This is a genomic window from Bacillus sp. FSL K6-2431, from assembly GCF_038005165.1.
Lineage (GTDB): Bacteria > Bacillota > Bacilli > Bacillales > Bacillaceae > Bacillus > Bacillus pumilus.
This window is the reverse complement of the sequence record NZ_JBBOSQ010000001.1, coordinates 1,321,936-1,338,690: the sequence shown is the minus strand read 5'-3', so window position 1 is coordinate 1,338,690 and position 16,755 is coordinate 1,321,936. Positions and strand designations below refer to the sequence as shown.

The following is a 16,755-nucleotide window of genomic DNA, read 5'->3' as shown; positions in this document are numbered from 1 at the left end:
CATCCGCCAAGAGATGGAAGGCGGATGTGGCGATAGATAGTCTATGTCTATTTAGTAAATATTTTTTCATTATACAGCACACTTGGATGAGTGGGGTTATGGGCGGCGGAGGCAAGGTGATGTGTTTTGGCTTTCTCCAAATTGCCGAGCTGATAATAACAATAGCAAAGCTGAAGGTGAGGATACCACGTTTTATACTGTGTGAGTGTGAAGGCTGCTTCGTTTTCAGGAGCCTTCAGCGCCTGCTCATACCAAAAGATCGCTGCCTGATGTTTATTTTGAATTTTTAGATGATCCCCGATCCGGCAGCAAAATTCTGGCCGAGGCTGATCATATAAGAAAGAACGTAATAATGAGGATAAAGCCGCTTCCTCGAAACCTACCGCATAATAGCAGTCGGCTAAATATTGGCATGCGCGAATTTCATCCTCAATCCAGCACTGTTTTGTCGCTAAAAATTCATGATAAAAACGAATCGCTCTGACATGCTGCTTGTTATCTCTTAATTCATTGGCAAAGTAAAAGAGATCACGGGGTGTCATGTTCTCTCCCTTTGCCAGCATATCTTCATAAATTCGCAAGTTGCGCCCAGGCTCACCAGCGGTTGTTTTCTTACGCTTTTGGTGTGTGACGGCGATATCGGCTGGAAAGATGTTGCCATACACTTGAAGATACTCATGAACGGCTCCGTACCATTGAAAGTTTAAGGCACGCTTCACTAGGCGATTTCTTCTATATTTAAAATTCACCCGACCGTCTTCATCAAATCCCACATGATAAAACATCGAGACGGCATCTACCGAAGGATCGAGTGTCTCTTTGAGCTGAAGAAATTTTTGACGGTCTTCTTCTAGCAGAACATCGTCTGCATCAAGCCATAAAATATACTCTTTCGTTGCACGTGAGAAAGCGAAATTGCGGGCTTTGGCAAAATGCTGAACCCATTCGAAATCAAGTACCTGTGCTGAAAAGGAGTGAGCAATCTCCTTCGTACGATCTGTTGAACCTGTATCAACGATGATCATCTCATCGACAATGTCTTGAACAGAGGAGAGGCAGTCCGCTAACACCTCCTCTTCATTTTTCACGATCATACATAAGCTAATGGTTACCATCTTTAGATCACCTCTTCATAGTGTATCGAGCAGCAAAAGGAAACATTCTTTTCAGCAGCAGGTTTTTTAAAACTAGTTTTCTGCTACTGGCTGATTTAGAATAAAGGAAGAATCTATGTAAGGGCTGATAAAAATGAGTTTATTGAATGTTGAAGGATTATATAAAACCTATGGCGAGAAAACGCTGTTTGATCATATTTCTTTTCATATAGAACCAAAGGAACGCATCGGATTGATTGGACCAAACGGAACAGGAAAGTCAACGCTCCTAAAGGTCATTGCAGGACTTGAATCGTTTGAGGAGGGTGACATCACGAAGGCAGGGACACTTGATATCGAATTTCTTGAGCAGGACCCTGAAATGAACGGGGATGAAACGATTCTCGATTACATTTTTTCTGGAACAGCACCCATGATTCAAACGATGAAGGCATATGAACAGGCACTCGCTGATTTAGAGCATGATCCGCAAAATGAAGCAAAACAAGAGGCGCTCATGCGCATGCAAAATCGAATGGATCAGGAAGACGCATGGGATGCGAACCTGTCAGCCAAAACGATTTTGACAAAGCTTGGCGTCAAAGATGTGAGCCGTTCTGTTCATGCCTTATCAGGCGGACAGAAAAAGCGTGTCGCGATTGCTAAAAATTTAATTCAGCCTGCGGGATTGCTGATTTTAGATGAGCCAACCAACCATCTCGATAATGCAACGATTGAATGGCTCGAAGGATATTTGAGTCAATACAGCGGTGCTGTCATTCTGGTGACGCATGATCGTTATTTCCTCAACCGGGTGGCCAATCGAATTTATGAATTGAATCAAGGACAGCTTTATACGTATAAAGGAAATTATGAAGTCTTTTTAGAAAAAAGAGCGGAACGAGAAGCCGAAGCTCAGGTAAAAGAAACGAAGCGTCAAAACTTACTCAGACGCGAGCTTGCATGGCTGAGAAGAGGGGCAAAAGCAAGAACGACGAAGCAGAAAGCACGCATCGGCAGAGCCGAAGAGCTGATGGATCAAAAAGGGCCTGATGCGAAGGGAGAGCTGGATTTCGCCATCGGTTCCCATCGCCTAGGAAAACAAGTCATAGAGGCAGAAGACTTGTCGATTTCCTTTGCTGGCCAGAACCTTGTGGAGCGGTTTACAGACTTAGTCGTGCCGGGCGACCGGATTGGATTTATCGGACCGAATGGAGTCGGAAAAACGACGCTTCTCAACTGTCTAGCGGGTAAAATTGAACCGACTTCAGGACAATTGACGATTGGACAAACCGTTCGTATTGGCTATTACACGCAGGATCACAAGGAAATGGATGAAGAGCTGACGATCATTGAATACATCAAGGAAACAGCTGAAATCGTTAAGACATCTGATGGCGCCATAGTGACAGCAGAGCAAATGCTGGAACGGTTCCTATTCCCAAGATCCATGCAGCGGACGTTTATTCGCAAGCTGTCAGGGGGAGAACGCCGCAGACTGTATTTACTGAAAGTCTTAATGGAAGAACCGAATGTTCTCTTTTTAGATGAGCCGACGAACGATCTTGATACGGAGACCCTCAGCATTTTAGAGGATTATTTAGAACAGTTTCCTGGCGTTGTCATGACCGTATCGCATGATCGTTATTTCTTAGACCGAGTGGTTCATCGTCTGCTTGTCTTTGAAGGAAATGGCCGCATTTCACACTACCAAGGTGCTTACAGCGATTACATGGAGCAAGAAAAAGAGGCGAAGCGGACAGAGACAAAGCCTGCTGAGAAACAAGTAGAAGCGGCGCCTAAAAAGAGAAAAAAACTTTCTTATAAAGATCAGCTTGAATGGGACGGAATTGAAGACCGGATTCAGGCATTAGAGGAAAAACATCAGCAGCTTGAAGCCAGCATTGCAGAAGCAGGCAGTGATTTTGGGAAAATTCAAGAACTGATGGACGAACAAAAAGCCGTTGCTGAAGAACTAGAACAAGCAATGGACCGCTGGACAGAACTGTCGATCATGATTGAGGAATTAGAGGGTTAATCCTAATATGAAACCTGTAGAACATTCTACAGGTTTTTTGCTTTACATCAAAATACGAGAGAATCAAGAACTCAAACATTTACGTTTACGTTAAGGTTATAAAGGTGTATAATAAATCATGAATTGATGAGCAGGAGGCACTGGCAATGGAATGGATGAAAATTGATCAAGTGGCGAAAAGAAGCGGGCTGACGAAACGGACGATTCGTTTCTATGAAGAGATTGGTTTATTATCAGCACCAAAGCGGACAGAGGGCGGTGTCAGACTGTACTCAGAGGACGACATGGAAGAACTAGAAAAAGTGATGCAGGCAAAAGAGGTACTCGGCTTTTCTTTACAAGAGCTTCAATCGTTTATGGAAATAGGAAAACAGCTAGAGCTAAATAAAGAAGGCTATTTGCTGTCGCTTGATCCGAAGGAACGATTAGAGAAGCTGTTAGATATGGATGCGCAGCTGACTGTGCAGCATCAATTGATTACAAAAAAGCTTGAAACGATTCAATCCTTTAAAAAGGATCTTGAAACGATGAAAGATAAAGCGGCTCATGCAATTGAGCAATTACAAAAATAAACACCTCTGTGTGTTTATTTTATTTTGTCAACATTTGAAGGAAAGGTTCTGATGGAATGAAGGAAGAAGAAGTGTTAAAACAGCGTACAAGTCTGCTTAGACAGCCGAAGGCCGTCTGGGCTGTTGCCTTTGCATGTGTGATTTCATTTATGGGGATAGGACTTGTGGACCCGATTTTGCCGGCCATTGCATCACAATTAGATGCATCTCCAAGTCAGGTCTCTCTTTTATTTACGAGCTACTTACTTGTGACCGGCTTTGTGATGTTTTTTACCGGCTTTCTCTCTAGCCGGATTGGTGCGAAATGGACGTTATTAATCGGACTTATTTTTATTATTGTCTTTTCTGCTTTAGGCGGTACCTCTTCAACGATTAACGAATTAATCGGCTTTAGAGGCGGATGGGGCATCGGGAATGCCTTATTCATTTCAACGGCTCTCTCTGTCATTGTTGGCGTGTCTGTTGGAGGAAGTGCGAAGGCCATTATTTTATACGAGGCTGCACTAGGTCTTGGGATTTCGGTTGGACCGCTGCTTGGCGGAGAGCTTGGGACGATCTCTTGGCGCGGACCATTCTTTGGCGTTGCGGTATTAATGCTTGTTGCTCTTTTAGCCATTACGTTTATGCTTCCACCGATGCAAAAACCTCAGAAAAAGGTGAAATTATTCGAGGCTGTCGGGGCGTTAAAATATAAAGGGCTTTTAACGATGGCATCTGCCGCTTTCTTATACAATTTTGGTTTCTTTGTGCTTTTAGCATATTCGCCATTTGTGCTTCATCTGGATGAGCATGGTCTTGGTTATGTCTTTTTTGGATGGGGACTATTTTTAGCTGTGACATCCGTCTTCTCAGCGCCGGTCATTCATCGCAAGCTTGGGACATTGACTTCTCTTGTGGTTCTGTTTGCTTCGTTTGCTGTGATTTTATTCGGTATTGGGATCTGGACTTCACATGTAGTCGTCGTCATCTGCGGAATTGTCATTGCTGGGGGTATTCTTGGCATGATCAATACTGTGCTCACGACCGCTGTGATGGGATCAGCACCGGTTGAGCGTTCCATTGCTTCATCCTCTTACAGTGCTGTACGGTTTATTGGGGGCGCGATTGCTCCTTGGATTGCCGGCGTACTTGCTGAATCTTATACAGCAAGCACCCCTTACTATGTTGGGGCGGCTGTCGTTCTGTTAGGCATGATCATCCTGCTGATTGGTCGTAAGCATCTCATCAATATTCAAGCAGGTCATTAAATAGAAAAAGCCATATATCTGCATCACATATATGGCTCAGCGTGTAGACAAACCCTTGCATTCTTTGTCAGGACTGCGTTCCGGTGCTCACGAATGTTCAATTCGCTCCACTCCGGTACTCGTCCTTCCTAGACTTCAAAGGTTTTCTATCATGCTGAAAAGAAGACAAAGGGCTAAAATAAAGATCATTTTAGCCCTTTGTCAACAATCTGAAGCCTATAATACTTTGGTCGTCCAAGATTCGCAATTCCAAGTTTCAGTGGCTACATCTTGATAAAATTCAGGTTCGTGAGAGATCAATAAGACGCTCCCTTTGTATTCTTTTAATGCACGTTTTAGTTCTTCTTTCGCATCCACATCCAAGTGATTGGTTGGCTCATCGAGAACAAGTAAGTTGGTTTCTTCGTTGATCAGCTTGCAAAGGCGGACTTTTGCTTTTTCTCCTCCGCTTAATACAGACACGCGGCTTTCAATATGTTTTGTCGTTAATCCGCATTTTGCAAGAGCGGCTCTCACTTCATATTGCGTGTAAGAAGGGAAGGTGCCCCATACCTCTTCAATACAGGTGTTGCTGTTTTGCTCTTTTACTTCTTGCTCAAAGTAGCCAATATGAAGGAATTCTCCGCGTTCCACCTCACCCGAAATTGGCGAGATTTCTCCAAGGAGACTTCGCAGCAATGTCGTTTTTCCGATCCCGTTAGCGCCGTATAACGCAATTTTTTGCCCGCGTTCCATTTTCAGATTTAATGGACGAGAGAGCGGTTCATCATAACCAATGACCAAATCTTTAGTTTCAAAAATCAATTTCCCAGAAGTCCGTGCCGTCTTAAAGTGGAATTCAGGCTTTGGCTTTTCTGCTGCGAGTTCAATCATATCCATTTTATCCAGTTTCTTCTGACGGGACATGGCCATATTTCTTGTGCTGACACGTGCTTTGTTTCTTGCAACAAAGTCCTTTAATTCAGCGACTTCCTGCTGCTGCCTTTTATAAGCTGCTTCAAGCTGCTGCTTTTTGACTTCATACACTTGTTTAAATTGATCATAATCACCAACATAGCGCGTGAGCTCTTGATTTTCAACATGATAGATCAAGTTAATGACGCTGTTTAAAAACGGAATATCATGTGAAATGAGGATAAACGCATTTTCATATTCCTGTAAATAGCGCTTCAGCCACTCAATATGCTGCTCATCTAAATAGTTGGTCGGCTCATCGAGAAGGAGAATTTCTGGCTTCTCTAACAGCAATTTCGCAAGCAATACTTTTGTACGCTGCCCGCCGCTCAGCTCCGTCACATCACGGTCTAGCCCGAGATCCGTTAACCCAAGACCTCTGGCTATTTCTTCAACCTTGGAATCAATGATATAGAAATCATTGTTTGTGAGCGCATCTTGAATAACGCCCACTTCCTCTAACAGCTTTTCCAGCTCATCAGGATCGGCTTCACCCATTTTGCCGTAAATGTCATTCATCGCTGCTTCCATGGAAAATAAATAGCGGAATGCATCCTGAAGGACTTCGCGGATCGTTCTTCCCTTTTCTAGCACAGTGTGCTGATCAAGGTAGCCAACACGGACATTTTTTGCCCATTCGACTTTTCCTGCATCTGGCTCCAGCTTACCAGTAATAATATTCATAAACGTTGACTTTCCTTCACCGTTGGCGCCAATTAAGCCGACATGCTCGCCTTTTAATAAACGGAAGGAGACTTCGTGAAAAATGGCTCTGTCGCCAAAGCCATGGCTTAAATCTTTAACAGATAATATCATTTTTTACACCTCAAATAGATTCAAAACGGCTAGTGCCTCTCATGATTATATCGAACTGTCCGGCTCGATAAAAGCATCAAAAGAAAAATTGCGTTTCAAAGCTGATTTTGAGATACTAAAGGATAGATTGAATGAGGATAAAGGAGATCGACATGATAGAAAATTGGGCATTTTTGAAAGAAGCAAAGCCATTTATACAAGAGAACTTCCAAGCGGCTGGCTTTGAAAAACCAACAGCTATACAAGAAAAAACAGCAGAATGGATTACGGAGAAGCGTGATGTGATTGCAGAATCGCCTACGGGAACGGGGAAGACACTGGCGTATGTGTTGCCGCTTTTAAATAAAATCGATGTGAATATCAAGCACCCGCAAGTCTTAATCTTGGCACCTTCAAGAGAGCTTGTGATGCAAATTTTTGATGTCGTGCAAGAGTTCAAACAAGGATCAGACATCAAAGCGATCTCCTTGATTGGTGGAGCGAACATTAAAAAGCAGCAGGAAAAACTAAAGAAACACCCGAACATCGTTGTCGCAACACCTGGCCGTGTACAAGAATTAATCAAAATCAAGAAACTGAAAATGCACGAAGTCAAAACGATCGTGCTAGATGAAGCAGATCAGCTTCTTGTGCCAGAGCATATGAAAACGATCCAAGCGATCATTAAATCCACATTAAAAGAAAGACAAATTCTTTGTTTCTCTGCGACCTTAAAAGACGAAACGGTCCAACTGATTAAAGAAATGACGTCTGAACCAGAAGTATTGAAAATTGCTAGAAGTGAGGAAGAAGCGCAGAAAGTAGGACACTATTATCTGTTATGTGACCAGCGTGACAAAGTGAAACTACTGCAAAAGCTATCACGGCTTGAGGACATGCAGGCGCTCGTTTTTGTGCGTGATATTACGAATTTAAGCATTTATGCAGAGAAATTAGCATATCACCATGTCGACCTCGGTGTCCTTCATAGTGAAGCGAAAAAAGCAGAGCGAGCTATCATCTTAAAGGAATTTGAACAGCGTGAATTCCCGCTTCTTCTTGCAACAGATATCGCAGCAAGAGGGATCGATATTGACGATCTGCCTTACGTGATCCATGCCGACCTGCCAAACGAAGAAGGCTATATCCACCGTTCAGGCAGAACCGGTCGCGCAGGAAAAGAAGGGGCTGTCATCAGCCTAGTCACACCTCCAGAGCATACAACGCTCAAAAAAATGGCGAAAAAGCTGAATCTTTCGCTTCAGGAAATTGTTTATAAGCAAGGCCAGCTGCATCTTGCGCCAAAGCAAGCATAGAAAAAGGACCCTTCCACATGGAGGGTCCTTTCTTTTTATGAAATTTTGACAAGCTGTTTTCCGACATTTTCCCCTTTGAATAGTCCGAGGAATGCATCAGGAATGTTGTCAAAGCCTTCAATGATTGTTTCTTTGTAAGTCAGTTTGTCTTCTTTTACCCATTGTGCGAGATCTCTTGCTGCTTCTTCAAAACGATCTGAATAGTTGGCAACAATGAAGCCTTGCATCAATGCGCTTGTTTTGATGAGTTTTGTTTGCACACGCGGTCCGATGTCCTCGCTTGCGCTAATGTTATAAGACGAAATCGCGCCGCACACTGGAATACGTGCGAAGCGGTTCAAATAATTCATCACAGCATCAGATATTTCGCCGCCTACATTGTCAAAATACACATCGACGCCGTTAGGGCATGCCTTTGCAATAGCATCATCTAAGTCATTTGTTGTTTTATAATTAATCGTTTCATCAAAACCCAGTTCTTTTAAATAAGCCAGCTTATCATCAGATCCCGCAATCCCAACGACGTGAGCGCCTTTGATCTTAGCAATTTGCCCAACAACGGAACCAACAGCACCTGCGGCCCCAGAAATGACAACGGTCTCGCCTTCTTTTGGCTGACCAATCGCAAGAAGACCGAAATAAGCGGTTTGTCCCGGCATGCCTAAAATGCCTAAATAATAGGACAATGGCGCAATGGATGGATCAATTTTAGTCAGAGATTCAGCTTTGGCTGTAGAATATTCTTGCCAGCCAAGGAATCCAAGAACAAAATCACCTTTTTCAAATTGAGACGATTTAGACTCGACAACTTCTCCGACAACACCGCCCTGAATCACTTCATTTAGCTTGAATGGAGGTGTATAGGATTTTGTATCCTGCATTCGTCCTCTCATATAAGGATCTACAGAAACATATTTCGTTTGAATCAAGACTTCACCATCTTGCGGCACAGGTATATCGACTGTTTCAAAATGAAAAACATCTTTTGTAGGTAATCCTTGTGGACGTTTGGCTAATTGAATTTGCTTTTGTTGACTCATGTCAAATCCTCCCTTTCACTTGCAACCTAGATTTACATTAACATGATGCTTCTTTTCATTCAAAACATACGGTCTATTTCAAACACATACAAAAAAGCAGCCGCCATCTCAGAGATGAGGACTACTTTTTTGGAAGTCAACAGAGAGGAGCGGTGGCAGACAGCCAAACAGCTGATACACGTCCGCATCACGTTCTTTTAATAAATATTCGTTCGCATTTTGCATGGAGGCTTTCATCATATCGCGCGTCACAAAAGGAAAAAGGATATTCAAGTATGAGGACAACAGGTCTTGTGGATCTTGTTCAATTGACTCGATATCTCCAATATTAATAATGATGGAAAAGAGATAATCAATGGAGATGCGAAAGTGCTGTTCGGCAAACAATGTAAGCGGCTTTGCTTTTGCTTCTTCAGGATTCCACTTTTGAAAAAGCTGTTTCACCAAATCACTGACAACCCAAGCATTAAACTGCTGCTCCGCTGAAAAGTAATACATCAGCTCTACCTCATTTCTAGCCTCCAGTACAAGAATTGTACACCAAAATAGCAGGGATGAACATAAATATTTCTGAAAATTTAGTCATTTTGCAGGGTTTTTGTCAAAAATAAGTCAATAGGCATGGCTAGTACACAATGTAAAATGGATGTGCTCAAGGAAGGTTTAATGATAAAAGTGACGGGTAAAAGATTCGTAAGACGCTAAAGGAGGAATATAAAATGAAACCTGTTGTAAGAGAGTATTCAAATGATGAAACACTTCAAAGAGATGTAGAGCAATTAAAATCACTCGGTGTTGCAAGAGAGGACATTTATGTTCTGTCCCATGACGATGATCGTACAGAGCGTATTGCTGGAAACGCAGATGCCAATACGATAGGTCCAAGAGAAGTTGGACTGAAACATGCTGTTGGGAACATCTTTAGTAAAAAGGGCGATGAGCTCCGAAATAAAATCCATGAAATTGGTTTCTCTAAAGAAGAAGCTGAAACATTTGAAGAACATTTAGACGAAGGGAAAGTCCTTCTCTTTGTGACAGACCATGAAAAAGTGAAAACTTGGGCATAATCGCCAACTGAAAAAAGTCTCTTACTTTCGTAAGGGGCTTTTTTTCATGCCTTCATCTCTGAAGGAGAGGATGCATCTTTTTTCCTATATTAAGAAAAAACAGCAGATTGGAATAAACAGTAAATCATCTAATTGAAAATGCAGATATACCAAAGAAAATGATAGGAAATGAGAAAGGAATAGTCAAAATATCACAAAAATCTATTCGGGAAATAATTATTGTATCTTTCAATTTTGTTTCAAAATGTAATGGGAATCTTGTGTAATTTAGTAGATAAATTTCTTAGTTCTATTGGTTTATGTTGTGTTTTTATGTAGAAATAAGTGTTTTGAGGTCAAAAAACCACGAAAAATACCTGTATTTTCAATTAGAAAATTCATTTTAATGTTTAGGAAATAATTTGTTGACAAAATAATCTAAAAACAATATATTTGGCTTATTCCAGTTGTTATGGAAGTAGTTGTTAAATTTCTGATGGGTTTATTCTAGGCACACTCTAGTGATAGGTGGTGGCATAAAACCAAGGTAAAAGCACTCGGGAAATTTCTACTAAAACACAAGAAAATGGTTTTTTACATGAAGAAGAAATGATAGTCGATTTAAACAGTAGATGATCTTTCTAATATGATCACTTTGCAAGAGATAATTAAAAGACGTCGTATTCCTGCACAATAGAGAAAGCGTTTTCAAGAAAGACAGTGAGTTGATCGAACGGTGAAGGAGGTGAACTCATATGAAAAAAAGAGAGAACAAGCTGAGGCGCTGCAGCTGTCAAATGGCTGCATATGAGGATGCATGCTGAAAAAGAAGAGTGAACATGTGGGATGCTTCTCTCCTTTTTCAGAAAATAGATTTCCTAAAAAATCCATCTTTCATTTTAACATAAGGTGTTTGGCTTGAAAATGACCTTTGCCCGGAAAGTCGATTTTAAATAGAAGGAGGTCCTGTGATGAAAAAGGCTTTATACCATGAAGACAGTGGGTTGTATCTAGAAAAAATGCGAATGGCATTTCAAGAACATTATGAGAAAAGAACAGATATGTGGTCTACTGATCCATCTTTAACAGATGCAGCCGTGGTGTCACTAAAGGCATGGCGTTCAAGGGAAAAGAATGCACTTGCTTCTGTGCTGGATATCGGGTGCGGGAACGGCCGGGCACTTGAACATTTAAGCGGGCTTTCCGCATATGTCGGCATCGACCTGTATGAGCATGAGGAGTGGGTAGGATTACAGAAAAGAGAAACGGTTCCTGTCCATTTTGTTCATCAAGATTTTATGTCCTGGTCGATGGGCCAGGGTCGAGGGATGCAGTTTGATTTAATTTTAGATCATGGCTGCTTTCATCACCAGCACCCTGATGATCATGAGCGTTATTTAAAACAGGTTTCCTCTTTGCTTCATGAAGGCGGCGTCTTCTCACTTGTTGTATGGGGAGAAGAGTGGAGAACAGGATTAATCGGAGAGGATGGCCGTTTCCACTTTTCGTTTTCAGACTCTCAGCTTGGAGAAAGAATTTGTTCATCAGGTCTGGAGCTTGTATCGATTACACCATTAAAAGCAAAAGCCGGCATTAGCCAGCATCATGTCATTGCCGTCAAAATCTAGTACAAAGGTGATCACTCAAACGTAGCAGAGGTGTTCATTCTAAGAAACAGCCTGTGCGCAACATGTAAGGGAAAGGCGTTATGAACCAAGAATTCTGCTCCTTTGTACTGGAAAAGACCTAGATTGACATATCGCTAGAATAGGTGGAATCAAGGTTTGAACGATGAGAGGAAACGCACATCCATGTTCTTTTAAGCTATTAGTGCAGGCACATATTCATCACCATCACTGCGCTACGTGAGTCGATTTGGGTGCAGCGATGAATAGGGGGGAGACAAATGAACAAGTTTGTAGATGAATTGCAATCAATGATTCATCATTTTACCTTTCAAGAAAAAAACTATTTGCTCGTGGGGCCAGTGAACCTGCCAATCTCCATTCAACATGAAGAAGTGCCATTTAAATGGTATGCCTTCGCACCTGTTGAAGGGGAGACAAAACCAACGATCGAATCTATTGTCCAAATGAGTACCGCGCAGCAAACCTTTTCCTCTTGTCTCTTATTTGGCGACTTTGAAAATGAAATGCCGCCGCTTGTGCGCATTCATAGTGTCTGCCAAACAGGGGATGTGTTTGGGTCACTGAAATGTGACTGCGGTCCACAGCTTGCGTTATCGCTGAAGAAAATCACCGATTACGGAAAAGGCATGCTCGTCTATATGGCCAATCAAGAAGGGCGGTCAATTGGGCTGATGGCGAAAGCATTGACGTATAAATTACAGGAAATGCAGCTGGATACTTTTGAAGCCAACCGCCTGATTGGCTGCGGCGATGATGACCGGATTTACGAGGAGGCAGCGGCTGTTCTGCACTATTTAAACAAAGGGAAACCAATGCATCTCCTAACGAACAATCCAGATAAAGTCGATTCCATTGCTGCCTACGGTCTTCCTGTTTTGCGGTTTGATCATACGGTCGAAGCCTCTCTCTATAATGAAGCCTATTTAAAAGCAAAAGCAGCCTCAGGGCATATGGTCGATGAGAAAAAATTAATTAATCAGTAGATGAGTTTACTTTAAAGAAGGCGGGAGAAAAGCGTGAAACCTGAAATCAATTGGATTCAAATCCCAAGCGGCTATGCAACAATCGGAAGTAATGAAGAAGATATGAAAAAGGCATCAGAATTCTGGAAGGACAAGCTTCTCAATCCAACTTACGGCCGTGAGAAAAAATTTCAAAAATGGCTGTATAAAGAATTTCCATCCTATCAGTCGTATATCAATGAATTTTTCATTTCAGATACGGTCGTCACCAATGAATGGTATCAAAGCTATTGTGATGAAACAGGCCAGTCGTACCCAGAGAGCTTAACGAATCAAGAGCTTGGCGGCGGGAAAGATCATCCGGCGTGGGGCATGGAGATCGAGGAAGCCTTCTCATTCTGTCAGTGGCTGAGCGGAAAACTCGGGATAGACGTGTCGATTCCTACTGAAGAAGAATGGGAATATGCTGCCCGGGGTAACACGAGAAATCAATACCCCTGGGGAGATGAGTTTGACCCTTCTTCCTGTAATACGTACGAATCAAATATCGAAAAAACGACGCCTGTCCGCCATTACGAAAAGGGCAGATCCTTATTCGGTCTTTATGATATGGGGGGCAACGTCGAGGAATGGGTCAACACCAAATATCATGTGTACGAAGGCGGCATTGAGGTCGTAGATGATTTAACGGAAACGCTTGGCAGTGATTACTACATTTTAAAAGGCGGCTCCTTTGCAAGAGGCGGAGATTTATGCAGAGTCGCCAGAAGACACGGAAAGCACCCAGACCCTGTTTTTCGATTTACTGGCTTTCGTGTAATGACTCGTCAAAAACAACATATAAAGGTGGGAGTGTAAAACTATGCATAGAGGACCAATTACATCTGTTTTATCAACTCAGCAGGACCAAATTGTTTACACTGGCGGCTATGACCGCTGTATTTATCAGTGGAACCGGGCGACAGGAGAAGGAACGTTTATTGGAAGTCACGAGCATATCATTAACTCTTTATCTCTTTCTGAAAACGGAAAGTATTTAGCGAGTGCATCGTCAGACTATACCATTCAATTGTTTGATACAAGTACTCATACTCAAATTCGCACCCTATTTGGTCATGCGGATGATGTAGAAGCCGTTGCTTTTGCGAAGCAGGATACGTTGCTTGTATCGGTATCTAGAGATAGAAGATGCTTAGTCTGGGATATCGAAACAGGAGCCATCCTAAGAGAATTTCATGGACATAGCAAGGATGTATTAGCTGTATGGATACATGGCGATAAAGCTTATACAACAGGTGATGATGGCTATGTTCTTGTGTGGCTGTATGATACAGGAGAAATTGTAGGGGAGATCGGTCCGTTTGATTATGAGCTGGACACAATCAGCGGCAGCAATCAAAAAGAAGTGTTCGCACTTGGCAGAGACGATGGCACCGTTATTATTTATGATGCGGTGACTTTACAGGAGAAAAAAATCATCAAAGCTCATTTACAGGGCGTCAAGCGTGTGAACTTTTCTCCAAGCGGCAATTACTTGCTGACAGCAGGCTATGACCATTTAATTAAGCTGTGGAATTACGAAACAGGGGATTTGGTTGATACTCTTCTCCCTCATAAATATCAGTGGGAGCGCTCGCTTGTCTGGACGGAGGATGAGAAATCCATCCTAGGAGCCAGCTTTGGAAAAACGTATTGTGAATGGTCTATTGAAAAGGGGAAAGTGGTATCAGATGAGATCGAAATGGCGACACCATCTATTAATGATATTGCACTGACTGATGCGGGAGATATCATCACAGCATCAGATGACGGAAAATTCAGAAAGAATGGGATTGAAATCGCTAAATCGACAGGCGTTTTAACAAATGGAGTGGCTGTCGCACGAGATGGAAGCTATTATGCTTGGGGAGATCATGCAAGTCAGGTGCATATTGTTCATGAATCATTACAGCAAATGGTTTCGTTTGATCTCAATACAGGGCCGGTCAACAGTGTGTATTTCCACGAGGAGGATCGGCAATTCTATATTGGAACTTACGGCGGCTATGTACATGTCATTTCGACGGAGCATTTAAAGGAAGTTGGCCGTTCCAAAGCACACGATTGTGCTGTGAAAGCACTAAAAGTAGAAGGAGATCATATCATCACAGCTGCGGTAGAAGGAACCATCTGTCTTTTAGATAAGAAGAGCTTGTCTTTAAAAGCGAAATATATCGGGGCGACTGAGCTATTAAATGACGTATTCATTGATAGCAAAAGAGATCGTATTGCCATTGTCAGCCGTGACAAGAATGTGAGATTGTTTGATTTGCATACAGGAAGAATTTTAGACCAGCATAATGAACACCAGTATTCGATTAAATCGGTCTCTGTCACAGACTCTGGCTATATTGTGAGCGGAGATTATTGGGGCTATATCGTTGTGTGGAATCCAGAGCTCGGGGTCAATACTGGCCCAATTAGAATTGCAAAGAATGGAATTAGTGCCATCAGACAATTAGGCAATGATGTATACGCAAGCTCGTATGATGGTGGGATTTATCATATTCGAGAAGATGGCACGTATACCGAAGTACTGCGCTTATTTGAACAATTTCCAAAAGAAGTAATCTCTCATTAAGAAAAAGAATGTAAGCGGGGGATTCTCATGATAAGTGTTTGCAAGGAACATATGAAAAAAGGTCTGACTGTACTCAATTGTCCGCATGTGCTCCTCATTAATAAATATGAATGTCGCAAATGCTGTTTTTGTAAACAACGAGCATCATATAAACTTTTTTATTCCTTGCCTTACTATGATCGTTCTGAAAAGAAACGGATGGAAAAAATATGAGAATAGAACTCCTTCATTTCCTGAAGGAGTTCTTTCCCTTGAAAGAGAAGAAAGGAGACTCACATGAAAGACGATGTGTTTTATATGAAACTGGCGATTGCCAACGCAAAGGCAATGAAAGGGCAAACCTCCCCAAACCCGCTTGTCGGTGCAGTCATTGTGCAGCAAGGTGAAATTGTTGGAATGGGTGCTCACATGAAGGCGGGCGAACCTCATGCTGAAATTCATGCACTGCACATGGCAGGAGAAAAGGCAGAAGGAGCTCATCTGTATGTAACGCTCGAACCTTGTTCGCATCATGGGAAAACGGGTCCTTGCACAGAAGCGATTATCAAAAGTGGTGTGAAACGAGTAGTCATTGCGACGCAAGATCCGAATCCGCTTGTAGCAGGGAAAGGGATTACCGTGTTGAAACAAGCAGGGATCGAAGTAGATGAAGGAATATGTAAACAGGAGGCGGATCGCTTAAATGTGCCTTTTTTCCATTTCATTCAATCAGACCTTCCCTACGTCATCTTAAAATCAGCCATTTCATTAGATGGGAAAATTGCCACAGCTCAACTTGAAAGCAAATGGATCACAGGAACAGAAGCGAGGCAAGAAGTGCAGCAATTGCGCCAAGAAGCAGATGCTGTGATAACAGGTGTCGAAACGATTATTCAAGATGATGCAGGTCTTATTGTGAAAGATTCAATCATGACCCAGCCCATTCGTGTCATTTTAGATTCCACATTAAGAATTCCGCTTCATGCCAAATGCTTAACAGATCACATGGCGAAAACCATTATTTGTACATCACAAAACTACGATCAAAAAAAGTATCATCAGCTGATACAAAAAGGACATCAAGTATTTGTCACAAGCGGAGAACATCGGACAGATCTTCAGGATGTGTTACACATGTTGAAGAAGCGCTCTGTGATGTCAGTGCTTGTTGAGGCAGGAGGCAGTGTGAGTGCGTCATTTTTAGAAGCATCATTTGTGAACGAAGCCGTTATCTATATGGCGCCTTTATTGATCGGAGGGAAAGACGCACCTACTTTCTTTGAAGGAGAGGGTGTGAAAAAACTAAAAGAGGCGATCCGTCCAGCGGATATTGAATATAGTATGGTAGGAAAAGATTTAAAAATGACGATGAGATTTCAATGAAACAAAGACCTTGTGTATGGAGCGCAAGGTCTTCTCAACTTTTCTAAATAAAAATAAAAA

14 protein-coding genes are annotated in these 16,755 nt (G+C 42.2%); 10 read left to right on the top strand and 4 right to left on the bottom strand.

Going from position 1 to position 16,755, the window contains the following annotated elements:
• Positions 1–47 precede the first annotated feature (47 nt).
• Positions 48–1,115: a tetratricopeptide repeat-containing glycosyltransferase family 2 protein gene (locus MHH40_RS06815; RefSeq protein ID WP_003214241.1), complete on the bottom strand. Its 1,068-nt coding sequence runs from the start codon at positions 1,113–1,115 to the stop codon at positions 48–50.
• Between the two features lie 133 nt (positions 1,116–1,248).
• On the opposite strand from MHH40_RS06815, the gene MHH40_RS06810 reads away from it, so the two are divergent.
• From MHH40_RS06810 to MHH40_RS06800, 3 genes are all read left to right on the top strand, one after another.
• A complete protein-coding gene (locus MHH40_RS06810; protein WP_050945769.1) occupies positions 1,249–3,132 on the top strand; it encodes an ABC-F family ATP-binding cassette domain-containing protein in 1,884 nt (627 codons plus the stop codon).
• A 146-nt stretch (positions 3,133–3,278) separates the two neighbouring features.
• On the top strand, positions 3,279–3,704 hold the full coding sequence (locus MHH40_RS06805; RefSeq protein ID WP_003213966.1) for a MerR family transcriptional regulator: 426 nt from the start codon (positions 3,279–3,281) through the stop codon (positions 3,702–3,704).
• A 56-nt stretch (positions 3,705–3,760) separates the two neighbouring features.
• The gene (locus MHH40_RS06800) at positions 3,761–4,951 is read left to right on the top strand and encodes an MFS transporter (RefSeq protein ID WP_003214465.1); all 1,191 of its coding nucleotides are present in this window, start codon (positions 3,761–3,763) and stop codon (positions 4,949–4,951) included.
• A gap of 216 nt (positions 4,952–5,167) precedes the next feature.
• On the opposite strand, the gene MHH40_RS06795 is transcribed toward MHH40_RS06800, so the two are convergent.
• Positions 5,168–6,721: an ABC-F family ATP-binding cassette domain-containing protein gene (locus tag MHH40_RS06795; RefSeq protein WP_050945770.1), complete on the bottom strand. Its 1,554-nt coding sequence runs from the start codon at positions 6,719–6,721 to the stop codon at positions 5,168–5,170.
• Between the two features lie 152 nt (positions 6,722–6,873).
• On the opposite strand from MHH40_RS06795, the gene MHH40_RS06790 reads away from it, so the two are divergent.
• A complete protein-coding gene (locus MHH40_RS06790; protein ID WP_050945771.1) occupies positions 6,874–8,016 on the top strand; it encodes a DEAD/DEAH box helicase in 1,143 nt (380 codons plus the stop codon).
• A gap of 35 nt (positions 8,017–8,051) precedes the next feature.
• On the opposite strand, the gene MHH40_RS06785 is transcribed toward MHH40_RS06790, so the two are convergent.
• Positions 8,052–9,056, bottom strand: a complete 1,005-nt coding sequence (locus tag MHH40_RS06785) for an NADP-dependent oxidoreductase (RefSeq protein ID WP_050945772.1) — start codon at positions 9,054–9,056, stop codon at positions 8,052–8,054.
• A 108-nt stretch (positions 9,057–9,164) separates the two neighbouring features.
• Positions 9,165–9,554 carry a YfmB family protein gene (locus MHH40_RS06780; protein WP_003214189.1) on the bottom strand — a complete coding sequence of 130 codons (390 nt, stop codon included), beginning with the start codon at positions 9,552–9,554 and terminating at the stop codon, positions 9,165–9,167.
• A 221-nt stretch (positions 9,555–9,775) separates the two neighbouring features.
• Between MHH40_RS06780 and MHH40_RS06775 the strand changes: the two genes are divergently transcribed.
• From MHH40_RS06775 to ribD, 6 genes are all read left to right on the top strand, one after another.
• The gene (locus MHH40_RS06775; protein WP_003214326.1) at positions 9,776–10,123 is read left to right on the top strand and encodes a general stress protein; all 348 of its coding nucleotides are present in this window, start codon (positions 9,776–9,778) and stop codon (positions 10,121–10,123) included.
• Between the two features lie 950 nt (positions 10,124–11,073).
• On the top strand, positions 11,074–11,730 hold the full coding sequence (locus MHH40_RS06770) for a class I SAM-dependent methyltransferase (protein ID WP_003214095.1): 657 nt from the start codon (positions 11,074–11,076) through the stop codon (positions 11,728–11,730).
• A gap of 278 nt (positions 11,731–12,008) precedes the next feature.
• Positions 12,009–12,734, top strand: coding sequence for a GTP cyclohydrolase II (locus tag MHH40_RS06765; RefSeq protein WP_050945773.1), 726 nt, complete (start codon positions 12,009–12,011; stop codon positions 12,732–12,734).
• A 33-nt stretch (positions 12,735–12,767) separates the two neighbouring features.
• Entirely contained in the window at positions 12,768–13,571 is an 804-nt protein-coding gene (locus MHH40_RS06760; RefSeq protein ID WP_050945774.1) for a formylglycine-generating enzyme family protein, read from the top strand.
• Between the two features lie 4 nt (positions 13,572–13,575).
• Entirely contained in the window at positions 13,576–15,333 is a 1,758-nt protein-coding gene (locus tag MHH40_RS06755) for a WD40 repeat domain-containing protein (RefSeq protein WP_050945775.1), read from the top strand.
• Between the two features lie 276 nt (positions 15,334–15,609).
• Positions 15,610–16,695, top strand: a complete 1,086-nt coding sequence (gene ribD / locus MHH40_RS06750; RefSeq protein ID WP_050945776.1) for a bifunctional diaminohydroxyphosphoribosylaminopyrimidine deaminase/5-amino-6-(5-phosphoribosylamino)uracil reductase RibD — start codon at positions 15,610–15,612, stop codon at positions 16,693–16,695.
• The last annotated feature ends 60 nt before the right edge of the window (positions 16,696–16,755 follow it).

Bases quoted from the DNA above. Each gene is read 5' to 3' on its own strand.
- MHH40_RS06795 (WP_050945770.1), bottom strand. From the start codon at position 6,721: ATGATATTATCTGTTAAAGATTTAAGCCATGGCTTTGGCGACAGAGCC.
- MHH40_RS06765 (WP_050945773.1), top strand. From the start codon at position 12,009: ATGAACAAGTTTGTAGATGAATTGCAATCAATGATTCATCATTTTACC.
- MHH40_RS06790 (WP_050945771.1), top strand. From the start codon at position 6,874: ATGATAGAAAATTGGGCATTTTTGAAAGAAGCAAAGCCATTTATACAA.
- MHH40_RS06770 (WP_003214095.1), top strand. From the start codon at position 11,074: ATGAAAAAGGCTTTATACCATGAAGACAGTGGGTTGTATCTAGAAAAA.
- MHH40_RS06780 (WP_003214189.1), bottom strand. From the start codon at position 9,554: ATGTATTACTTTTCAGCGGAGCAGCAGTTTAATGCTTGGGTTGTCAGT.
- MHH40_RS06805 (WP_003213966.1), top strand. From the start codon at position 3,279: ATGGAATGGATGAAAATTGATCAAGTGGCGAAAAGAAGCGGGCTGACG.
- MHH40_RS06775 (WP_003214326.1), top strand. From the start codon at position 9,776: ATGAAACCTGTTGTAAGAGAGTATTCAAATGATGAAACACTTCAAAGA.
- MHH40_RS06755 (WP_050945775.1), top strand. From the start codon at position 13,576: ATGCATAGAGGACCAATTACATCTGTTTTATCAACTCAGCAGGACCAA.
- MHH40_RS06815 (WP_003214241.1), bottom strand. From the start codon at position 1,115: ATGGTAACCATTAGCTTATGTATGATCGTGAAAAATGAAGAGGAGGTG.
- MHH40_RS06810 (WP_050945769.1), top strand. From the start codon at position 1,249: ATGAGTTTATTGAATGTTGAAGGATTATATAAAACCTATGGCGAGAAA.
- ribD (WP_050945776.1), top strand. From the start codon at position 15,610: ATGAAAGACGATGTGTTTTATATGAAACTGGCGATTGCCAACGCAAAG.
- MHH40_RS06785 (WP_050945772.1), bottom strand. From the start codon at position 9,056: ATGAGTCAACAAAAGCAAATTCAATTAGCCAAACGTCCACAAGGATTA.
- MHH40_RS06800 (WP_003214465.1), top strand. From the start codon at position 3,761: ATGAAGGAAGAAGAAGTGTTAAAACAGCGTACAAGTCTGCTTAGACAG.